Below are 9,833 nucleotides of genomic sequence, written 5' to 3'. Positions count from 1 at the left end.
CCACCGCCCGCCCCGCCCCCGCCCCCCACCCCGCCCCGCCCCGGCCGCCCCGCCGCGGGCCGGCCGTCCGGTACGGCCCGCCACGCACGCGGGCCGTACCGGACCACCTCCCCTTTCTCACGCCACCTTTGGGAGCGCTCTCACCATGACCGCCGTACGACCCGAGACCACTGCCCGACAGGCTTCCGGCGCCGCCTTCCCGACCGGCTTCGTCTGGGGTGCCGCCACCGCCGCCTACCAGGTGGAGGGCGCCGCCGCGGAGGACGGCCGCACCCCCTCCATCTGGGACACCTTCAGCCACACCCCCGGAAAGGTCCTCAACGGCGACACCGGTGACATCGCCGCCGACCACTACCACCGCTACCGCGACGACGTGGCGCTGATGAAGGACCTCGGCCTGAAGGCGTACCGGTTCTCCGTCTCCTGGTCCCGGGTCCAGCCCACCGGCCGCGGCCCCGCCGTCGAACGCGGCCTGGACTTCTACCGCAGGCTCACCGACGAACTGCTCCAGGCGGGCATCACCCCCGTCGCCACCCTCTACCACTGGGACCTGCCCCAGGAGCTGGAGGACGCGGGCGGGTGGCCGCACCGCGACACCGCGCACCGCTTCGCCGAGTACGCCGAGATGACGGCCCGCGCCCTGGGCGACCGCGTCGGCGTGTGGACCACGCTCAACGAACCCTGGTGCTCGGCGTTCCTCGGCTACGGCTCCGGCGTGCACGCCCCGGGCCGTACCGACCCGGCCGCCACCCTGCGCGCCGCGCACCACCTCAACCTGGCGCACGGGCAGGCGGTCGGCGCCCTGCGCTCCGTACTGCCGGCGTCCGCGCAGGTCTCCGTCACGCTCAACCTGCACCAGGTGCGCCCGCTCACCGACAGCCCGAAGGACGCCGAGGCCGCCCGCCGCATCGACGCGGTCGGCAACCGGATCTTCACCGGCCCGATCCTGGACGGTGCCTACCCCGAGGACCTGCTCACCGACACCGCGCACCTGGTCGACTGGGGGCAGCTCGTGCACGAAGGCGACCTCGCGGAGATCTCCCGCCCCCTCGACGTGCTCGGCGTCAACTACTACGCGCCGACCGTGGTCTCCCACTCCGCCGACGGCGCCGCCACGAAGAACGACGGCCACGGCGCCAGCGACCACTCCCCGTGGACCGGATCCGACGACGTCGCCTTCCACCTCGCCAACGACCAGCTCACCGCGATGAACTGGGCCATCGACGCCGACGGTCTGCACACCCTGCTGACTGCTCTGGCCGCCGAGCACCCCGGGCTGCCGCTGATGGTCACCGAGAACGGCGCCGCCTTCGACGACTACGTCTCGCCCGAGGGCAAGGTGAACGACCCCCGGCGGATCGCGTACCTCCGCTCCCACCTGGACGCCGTCCGCCGGGCCGTCGCGGACGGCGCGGACGTGCGCGGCTACTTCCTGTGGTCCCTGCTGGACAACTTCGAGTGGTCCTACGGCTACTCGAAGCGTTTCGGCGCCGTCTACGTCGACTACGCCACGCAGCGCCGTATCCCCAAGGAGAGCGCCCGCTGGTACGCGGGCGTGATCCAGGACAACGCCCTGCCGTCGGCCGGCTGAGCCCGAGCGGCGGAAAGAGGGCAGGCGGCGGAAAGAGGGCACGCGGCGGGGAGGGGCAGGTCGGGCCCGGGCGCGGGACCATGGGATCAGGGGGGCGGATTTCACGGGGCGGGCGGCCGGGCCACGGGGCCGGGGGCGGTCCGGGCCCGGCTGTTAGATTCCTGACCTGGATTCCTGACCTCGATTCCCGGCCTGACGGCTGCGAACGGAAGGCGGCGACTATGGCGGTCAACGGTGGGCGGGGCCGGGGCGGCGGCCGGCCGACCCTGGAGGAGGTCGCCGCCCGGGCCGGCGTGGGCCGCGGCACGGTCTCCCGCGTGATCAACGGTTCGCCGCGGGTCAGCGACGCCACCCGCGCGGCGGTCCAGGCGGCGGTCGCCGAACTCGGCTACGTCCCCAACACCGCCGCCCGCGCGCTGGCCGCCAACCGCACCGACGCGATCGCGCTGGTGGTCCCCGAACCGGAGACCAGGTTCTTCGCCGAGCCGTACTTCTCCGACATGCTGCGCGGTGTCGGCGCCGAACTGGCCGACACCGAGATGCAGTTGCTGCTGATCTTCGCGGGCGGCGACCGCGAACGCCGGCGGCTGGCCCAGTACCTGGCCGCACACCGGGTGGACGGCGTCCTGCTGGTGTCGGTGCACGCGGACGACCCGCTGCCCGACCTGGTCGCGCAGCTGGAGATCCCGGCGGTGATCAGCGGTCCCCGGTCGGCGGCGGAGGCGCTGACCTCGGTGGACTCCGACAACTACGGCGGGGCCCGCTCGGCGGTGGAGCACCTGCTCTCTCGCGGACGCCGCCGCATCGCCCACATCACCGGCCACATGGACGTCTACGGCGCCCAGCGACGCGTCGACGGCTACCGCGACGCGCTGAGCGACGCCGGCCTCGCCGTCGACGAACATCTCGTCGAGCACGGCGACTTCACGGAGGAGGGCGGACGCCGGGCGATGACGCGGCTGCTGGAGCGCGAGCCCCGGCTGGACGCGGTCTTCGCCGGTTCGGACGTCACCGCGGCGGGCGCCCGCCAGGTGCTGCGCGCCTCGGGCCGCCGCATCCCGGACGACGTTGCCCTGGTCGGCTACGACGACTCGGCCATCGCCCGCCACATGGACCCGCCGCTGACCAGTGTGCGCCAGCCCATCGAGGAGATGGGCCGCGCGATGATCGACCTGCTCCTGACGGAGATCGCCGACCGCCGCCCGCCGAACGCCGCCGAACCGGAACGGCGGCACGCGGTCCTGCCCACGGAACTGATCGTGCGCACGTCGTCGTAGTGCCAGTGCCAGTGGCAGCGCCCCGCCCGGCGCGCGGGGCCGGTTGCCGCGCCCGCATTCCGGTCCGTCGGCCGCCGGCCATCCCCCGGCGCGGTCAGGTGGCGGTCACGCGGTGGTCACTCGGCCGGGGCCGACCGCCACACCGTCTCGCCGTCCTCCGCTTCGCCGGTCGGCAGCAGCCCGGCGGCCGTGGCGACGGCGGCGGAGGCGTGGTGGGCGGGGTGGATGTGCGCGACGAACGTGCCGATGCCGCCCCGCCGCAGAACCCCGACCAGCCCGCGCGCCGCCTCCGAGGCGAATCCGCGCCCCTGCCAGGCCGACCCCACCACCCAGGCGATCTCGGCCACCTCCCCGCCGTGCACCGTGGCCTGTACGGTCCCCACCAGGGGACCGCCGGCCCGGCCGTCCCCGCGCAGCCGCAGCACCCAGTTGCACCAGGAGACGCCGGGGTCGCCGGATCCGGCCACGAGCCGCTCGTAGCGCGCCCGCAGTTCCTCCCCGCCGAGCGGCGCACCGCCGATGAAGACGTGCAGCGCCGGATCGGACAGCACCGCCGCCATCTCCTCGGCGTGCCCGACGCGCAGCGGGACGAGATCGAGGCGGGCGGTACGGAAGGGCACGGCGGGAAAGGACTCGGCGGGAAAGGGTTCGGTGCGCACGCGGACTCCCGGAACCGGAGACAGAAAATCGGCCGGTGACCACGACTTCCGTCGCGGGTCACCGGCCGACTACACAGGGTGAGTGACGGGACTCGAACCCGCGGCATCCTGGACCACAACCAGGTGCTCTACCAGCTGAGCTACACCCACCATGACCGGTGGCGGTGGAAGCTTTCGTTTCCCCGACCGGCCGAGAAAAAGTGTACAGGGTCCGAAGGGGTGCTCGCGCACGTGTTTCGCGGCGCCCCTTCCCCGGACCCTGCTAACCGTGCTGAGCAGGCAGGACGTACTTCGCGGCGATCGACTTGGCGGTGTCGGAGTCGGGGCCGGGCTGGGGGACGAAGACGGCCTCGCGGTAGTAGCGCAGCTCCGCGATGGACTCGCGGATGTCGGCGAGGGCGCGGTGGTTGCCGTTCTTCTCCGGGCTGTTGAAGTACGCCCGGGGGTACCAGCGGCGGGCCAGTTCCTTGATGGAGGAGACGTCGACGATGCGGTAGTGGAGGTAACCCTCCAGGTCCGGCATGTCGCGCAGCAGGAAGCCGCGGTCGGTGCCGACCGAGTTCCCGCACAGCGGCGCCTTGCCGGGCTCCTTCACGTGCTCCCGGACATAGGAGAGGACCTGCTCCTCGGCGTCCTTCAGCGTCGTGCCGCCGGCCAGTTCCGCGAGCAGGCCGGACGCGGTGTGCATCTGACGCACCACCTCCGGCATCGTCTCCAGCGCCAGGTCCGGCGGCCGGATGACGATGTCGACCCCCTCGCCGAGTACGTTCAGCTCGGAGTCGGTGACGAGGGCGGCCACCTCGATGAGAGCGTCGTCGGACAGCGAGAGGCCGGTCATCTCGCAGTCGATCCACACCATGCGATCGTTCATGTGTCTCACCTTACGGCGCCGCGCCGTGAGCGGAACCGACCGTGCGCGACCCGGACCGTACGCGACCTCGGCCCTGTGCGCCGGACGGGATGCGGGAGCGCGGTGTCCGCGCTCCCGCCGCCCGTGCCTCAGTTACCGCTGCGCTGGCCCGGCAGGCTGGCCGACAGGGCCGCCGGGGCACGCCGGCCCGGGTGCGGCAGCGGACCGTCGGGGTGCAGCGACGACGGTGCCGGACCCGAGGGCTGCGGGACGCCGAGGACGGGAGCCGCCGTGGTCCCCGCTCCCGCCGGTCCCAGCGCCCCCATCGACGCCTCGGCGTCCGTGGGACGTTCGCCCTGCGGCCTGCGCGCGCGGTACGCCGCCCGGTAGGCGGCCGGGGACGAGCCCAGTTGCCGCCGGAAGTGGCCGCGCAGCGCCACGGGGGAGCGGAAGCCGCAGCGGCCCGCGACCTCGTCCACCGAGTAGTCCGACGTCTCCAGCAGCCGCTGCGCCTGGAGCACCCGCTGGGTGATCAGCCACTGCAGCGGCGCGCTGCCGGTCAGCGAGCGGAAGCGGCGGTCGAACGTGCGCCTGCTCATGTAGGCGCGCGCCGCCAGCGTCTCCACGTCGAACTGCTCGTGGAGGTGTTCCAGGGCCCAGGCGACGACCTCGGCGAGCGGGTCGGCGCCGATCTCCTCGGGTAAAGACCTGTCCAGGTAGCGCTCCTGGCCTCCGCTCCGGCGGGGCGGCACGACCAGGCGGCGGGCCAGCGCGCCGGCCGCCTCGTTGCCGTGGTCGGTGCGCACGATGTGCAGGCACAGGTCGATCCCGGCCGCCGTGCCCGCCGACGTCAGCACGTCGCCGTCGTCGACGAACAGCTCTCGCGGATCGACGTGCACCGACGGGTAGCGCTTGGCCAGCGTCGGCGCGTACATCCAGTGGGTGGTCGCCGGGCGGCCGTCGAGCAGGCCGGCGGCGGCCAGGACGAAGGCCCCGGTGCACAGGCCCACGATGCGGGCGCCCTCCTCGTGCGCCCGGCGCAGTGCGTCGAGCGCCTCCTCGGGCGGTGGCGCGGTGATCGAACGCCAGGCGGGCACGACGACGGTGCCCGCCCGTGAGATCGCCTCCAGGCCATGTGGCGCGGTGAGTTCCAGGCCCCCTGTGGTCCGCAGCGGGCCTTCCTCGCCGGCCGCCACCAGCAGGCGGTAGCGCGGCACTCCGGCGTCCTGGCGGTCGATCCCGAACACCGACAGCGGTATGGAACTCTCGAAGATGGGGCCGCCGCTGAACAGCAGCACCGCGACGATCTCCTTGCGGCGGCGCCCGGACAGTTTCCGGGCCGCGTTTTCCGGCGCGGCAGCGGAGTCGTGGCTCATACTGCTAAGCCCCCCTCGGTGGTCGCGGCTCCTCGGTTGTGTCGCTCCTGCACGTTTCCCCTCGGTCCTGCACGAGTCCCCCGCCATAAGACAGTCAAGATCGAATCTACTGTGTCCCGCCGTGCCGCGGTGACCAGTTCGACACCCGGCACATTGTCGACATGGCAACTTGGCGTGAAGCATTCGATCACGAAGCGTTGCACTCCCACGGCGCGCAGGGAAGTACGCCTCGTGGCGGTGGCCAATCCCCGTAGGGCGCTAAGTGCCCCCGAGACCCTTTCCGTGCAGGTCAAACGGTGGTTGAGGGGGTGGGGGGCGAGGGGATGCGCGAGTTCCAGAAGTTGGCTGAAAAGATACGGTCGGGTGCGCGGAAACCGGTCAGCTGACCGGTGTCTTTCCCCCCGGGTGCCGGCCGCCCCGGTGCGCGCCCGTGCCCGTCCGCTGGTGCCGGCCGCGGTGCGGGGCCCGCTCCTCGGCGCGCAGCCGGGCCGCCCCGCGCTCGGACTGGCGCAGCAGGACCCGGCAGGCCGCGGTGACGGCGGCCAGCCCCAGCGCGGCGCCGGTGGCGCCGGCCGGCGAGGCGCCGTACCAGAGCAGGACCGCCGGGACGAGGGCGCAGCTGAAGGCGGCCCAGCGCACCACGTCGCCCGCGCTGTCACCGGCGGCCCCGCCCGGCCCCGCGGCTCCGGCGGCCCGGGCAGGCCCGGCGGCTTCGGCCCGCGTCCCCCGGGGTGCGTCGGGCGCCGTCCCGGGCGCCGGGGGCGAGGGGCGCCTTCCGGGCGCGGTCGAGGGGTGTCTCCCGGAGACGGTGCGGGGTCCGGACACGGCGTGCTCCCTACGAGGCTCCCTATGGCGGCGGCTCGGCGGGTTCAACGCGTGTTCGATGCTTCGGTCACTGTACGGAGCCGGACGCCACCGGTACGGCGGCTCCCGGCCGGGTGTCCGGCCCCCTCCTTACGGTTTCCGGTCGGGCCGGGGCAAGTGAATCCTGTGCAAACCGCCTGTACGGGGCAGCAACCATTGCGTTACGGGCGGCGGTCGTGCATGCTCCGGTGAACCGCCACGGAGAGTGTGCGGGATCTGGGCCAAGGAGGAGTGCGGCCGTACCCTTGCGGGTATGGGGACGGGAAGACCATTCCCGGACACAGCTCCGCCGCAGATTGTCGTCCCCGACAAAGGATCACATCGCCGAGACAGCCATGGCCGGTCACGAATTCTTCGAACACGCGGACCGCAAGCGGCCGGTCGCCGACCCCACGGCGGCCGAACCCCTGGCGGCACAAGAGACACGCCATCCCTGCGATCCGGCGTTCAAGCACGGCGTCGTCGTCGGCTTCGACGGATCGGACTCCAGCGAGCGAGCCCTCGCCTACGCGATCGGGATGGCGCACCGCACCCGGTCCGGTCTGATCATCGTGCATGTGGCCAACCGGCTGCCGACCACGGTCTGGGCGGGGTGCGAACCCCCGGTCTTCGTGGACGTGCCGGATCACCGCACCGAGGTCCTCGGCCTCGAACTCGCGTGCGCGGAGTACCTCGCCGAGGTGCCCTGGATCCTGGTCGAGCGCGGCGGCGACATCTGCCACGAACTGGAAGAGGTCGGCAAGGAGTACGCCGCGGACGCCATCGTGGTCGGCTCCACCCACGGCATCGTGGGCCGCATCTTCGGCTCGGTGGCCGGCCGGCTCGCCAAGCGGGCGCAGCGACCGGTCGTCGTCATCCCCTGACCGCCCCTCGGGTGGCGCCGGCTCCCTTGGGCCCCACCCCTCCAACTCCCTTGGCCCCCTTGGGTCGACGGCGGCCCTCGCGCACTGGCCCACGGCCCTTCCGCGGCGCGCTGCGGGGCGGGGCGCGACCGCCGCGGGTCAGCCGCGCGGGCTGGAAGTGAGGTTCATGGGGCGCCCGAGAGCGGCGCCCCACAGGCCTCCTACTCCACCGTCACGGACTTGGCGAGGTTCCGCGGCTTGTCGATGTCGCGGCCCAGGGCCAACGCCGTGTGGTAGGAGAGGAGTTGGAGCGGGATGCCCATGAGGATCGGGTCCAGCTCGTCCTCGTTCTTCGGCACGACGATCGTCTGGTCGGCCTTCTCCTGCTCCTGGTGGGCGACGGCGAGGATCTTGCCGCTGCGGGCCTTGATCTCCTCCATGGCCGCGCGGTTCTTCTCCAGCAGGTCGTCGTCCGGCACGATCGCCACCGTGGGCAGCGCGGGCTCGATCAGGGCCAGCGGGCCGTGCTTCAGCTCGGATGCGGGGTAGGCCTCCGCGTGGATGTAGGAGACCTCCTTGAGCTTCAGGGAGGCCTCGCGGGCGACCGGGTAGCCCCGGACGCGGCCGATGAAGAGCATCGAGCGGGCGTCGGCGTAGCTCTTGGCCAGCTCCTCGATCTCCGCCTCCTGCTTCATGATCTGGGAGATCTGCTCCGGCAGCTTCCGCAGGCCCTCGATGATCCGCTTGCCGTCGCGCACCGACAGGTCGCGGATGCGCCCGAGGTGCAGGGCGAGCAGCGCGAAGGCGACGCAGGTGTTGGTGAAGCACTTGGTGGAGACGACGCAGACCTCGGGTCCCGCGTGCACGTAGATGCCGCCGTCCGCCTCGCGGGCGATCGCCGAGCCGACCACGTTGACGACGCCGAGGACCCGCGCGCCCTTGCGCTTCAGCTCCTGCACGGCCGCCAGCACGTCGTACGTCTCACCGGACTGCGAGACCGCGATGTACAGGGTGTCGGGGTCCACGACCGCGTTGCGGTAGCGGAACTCGGAGGCCGGCTCCGCGTCGGCGGGGATGCGGGCCAGCTCCTCGATCATCTGGGCGCCGATCATGCCCGCGTGGTAGGAGGTGCCGCAGCCGAGGATCTTCACCCGGCGCACCGCGCGCGCCTCGCGGGCGTCCAGGTTGATGCCGCCCAGGTGCACGGTGGCGAACCGGTCGTCGATCCGGCCGCGCAGCACCCGGTCCACGGCCTCGGCCTGCTCGTGGATCTCCTTGTGCATGTAGGTGTCGTGGCCGCCCATGTCGTAGGAGGCCGCCTCCCACTCGACGGTGGTCGGCTCGGCGGTCGTCCGGGTGCCCTCGGTGGTGTACGTACGGAAGTCGTCGGCCTTGAGGGTGGCCATCTCGCCGTCGTCGAGGGTGACTATCTGCCGGGTGTGGGCGACCAGCGCGGCGATGTCCGAGGCGACGAACATCTCCTTCTCGCCGATGCCGAGGACGACCGGGGAGCCGTTGCGGGCCACCACGATGCGGTCGGGGAAGTCGGCGTGCATGACGGCGATGCCGTAGGTGCCCTCGATCAGGCGCAGGGTCTCGCGGACCCGGTCCTCCAGCTTCCCGGCCTCCGAGCGGGCGATGAGGTGGACGAGCACCTCGGTGTCGGTCTCGGAGAGGAACTCCACGCCGTCCGCCTCCAGCTTGCGGCGCAGGTCGGCGGCGTTGTCGATGATGCCGTTGTGCACGACGGCGACCTTGTTGTCGGCCGACATGTGCGGGTGGGCGTTCACGTCGGAGGGGGCGCCGTGGGTGGCCCAGCGGGTGTGGGCGATGCCGGCGGTGCCCTTGAAGCGCGCCGGGACCTTCGCCTCCAGGTCGCGGACCCGGCCCTTGGCCTTGACCATCCGCAGTCCGGGGGTCTTCGGTGAGGTGACGACGATGCCCGCGGAGTCGTAGCCGCGGTACTCCAGGCGCTGCAAACCCTCCAGGAGCAGCGGGGCGACGTCACGCTTCCCGATGTATCCGACGATTCCGCACATACAAGTCCCTTTTCCCCGAGTCGATGCCGCGGCGCCGGCACTGCCGTGCCGCTGCCGGTTGGCGCGGCGGCGGTCAGCCGTAGACGATGCGCCGCAGCTGCCGCAGCGACAGCTCCGGCGGTGCCACCGCGCGGTACTTCAGTTCCGCCGCGATCCGTTCGAAGATCTCCGCGTTCACCAGGCCCTGGGCCTGCAGTTCGCGGTGGCGGCGGCGGACGAACTCCTCGGTCGTCTCGTCGAACCAGGCGAGCACGTCCTGGATCACGCGCAGTGCCTCGCCCCGGTTCAGGGGCGTGGACCGCGTCAGATGATCAACGAGTTCGTCGTGCACCCGG

The 9,833-nt window shown here is 72.5% G+C and carries 9 protein-coding genes and 1 tRNA gene; 3 read left to right on the top strand and 7 right to left on the bottom strand.

The window, feature by feature from the left end; translation table 11 throughout:
* Positions 1-145 precede the first annotated feature (145 nt).
* Entirely contained in the window at positions 146-1,591 is a 1,446-nt protein-coding gene (locus ACFC02_RS10600; RefSeq protein ID WP_376355056.1) for a GH1 family beta-glucosidase, read from the top strand.
* A 221-nt stretch (positions 1,592-1,812) separates the two neighbouring features.
* Positions 1,813-2,868 carry a LacI family DNA-binding transcriptional regulator gene (locus tag ACFC02_RS10595; protein ID WP_360977117.1) on the top strand — a complete coding sequence of 352 codons (1,056 nt, stop codon included), beginning with the start codon at positions 1,813-1,815 and terminating at the stop codon, positions 2,866-2,868.
* A gap of 116 nt (positions 2,869-2,984) precedes the next feature.
* Here the strand turns inward: ACFC02_RS10595 and ACFC02_RS10590 are convergent, their stop codons facing one another.
* From ACFC02_RS10590 to ACFC02_RS10570, 5 genes are all read right to left on the bottom strand, one after another.
* Positions 2,985-3,527 (bottom strand): GNAT family N-acetyltransferase, encoded by a 543-nt coding sequence (locus tag ACFC02_RS10590; protein WP_376355054.1) that lies wholly within the window; start codon positions 3,525-3,527, stop codon positions 2,985-2,987.
* 77 nt (positions 3,528-3,604) lie between these two features.
* Positions 3,605-3,677 (bottom strand) — tRNA-His (locus tag ACFC02_RS10585).
* A gap of 112 nt (positions 3,678-3,789) precedes the next feature.
* A complete protein-coding gene (gene orn / locus ACFC02_RS10580; protein WP_376355051.1) occupies positions 3,790-4,398 on the bottom strand; it encodes an oligoribonuclease in 609 nt (202 codons plus the stop codon).
* A gap of 128 nt (positions 4,399-4,526) precedes the next feature.
* Complete coding sequence (locus ACFC02_RS10575; RefSeq protein ID WP_376355049.1) at positions 4,527-5,753, bottom strand: helix-turn-helix domain-containing protein; 1,227 nt, start codon at positions 5,751-5,753, stop codon at positions 4,527-4,529.
* Between the two features lie 378 nt (positions 5,754-6,131).
* Positions 6,132-6,578 carry a hypothetical protein gene (locus tag ACFC02_RS10570; protein WP_376355047.1) on the bottom strand — a complete coding sequence of 149 codons (447 nt, stop codon included), beginning with the start codon at positions 6,576-6,578 and terminating at the stop codon, positions 6,132-6,134.
* A gap of 374 nt (positions 6,579-6,952) precedes the next feature.
* Here ACFC02_RS10570 and ACFC02_RS10565 point away from each other — a divergent pair, with 374 nt between their 5' ends.
* On the top strand, positions 6,953-7,480 hold the full coding sequence (locus ACFC02_RS10565) for a universal stress protein (RefSeq protein WP_376355045.1): 528 nt from the start codon (positions 6,953-6,955) through the stop codon (positions 7,478-7,480).
* Between the two features lie 200 nt (positions 7,481-7,680).
* Here the strand turns inward: ACFC02_RS10565 and glmS are convergent, their stop codons facing one another.
* Positions 7,681-9,498 carry a glutamine--fructose-6-phosphate transaminase (isomerizing) gene (gene glmS / locus ACFC02_RS10560; RefSeq protein ID WP_376355043.1) on the bottom strand — a complete coding sequence of 606 codons (1,818 nt, stop codon included), beginning with the start codon at positions 9,496-9,498 and terminating at the stop codon, positions 7,681-7,683.
* A gap of 73 nt (positions 9,499-9,571) precedes the next feature.
* A complete protein-coding gene (locus tag ACFC02_RS10555; RefSeq protein ID WP_360977097.1) occupies positions 9,572-9,829 on the bottom strand; it encodes a hypothetical protein in 258 nt (85 codons plus the stop codon).
* Positions 9,830-9,833: the final 4 nt, after the last annotated feature.

The organism is Streptomyces sp. NPDC056160 (assembly GCF_042268205.1).
Lineage (GTDB): Bacteria > Actinomycetota > Actinomycetes > Streptomycetales > Streptomycetaceae > Streptomyces.
The sequence above is the reverse complement of the archived record's forward strand: the minus strand, read 5'-3'. Positions and strand labels throughout refer to the sequence as shown.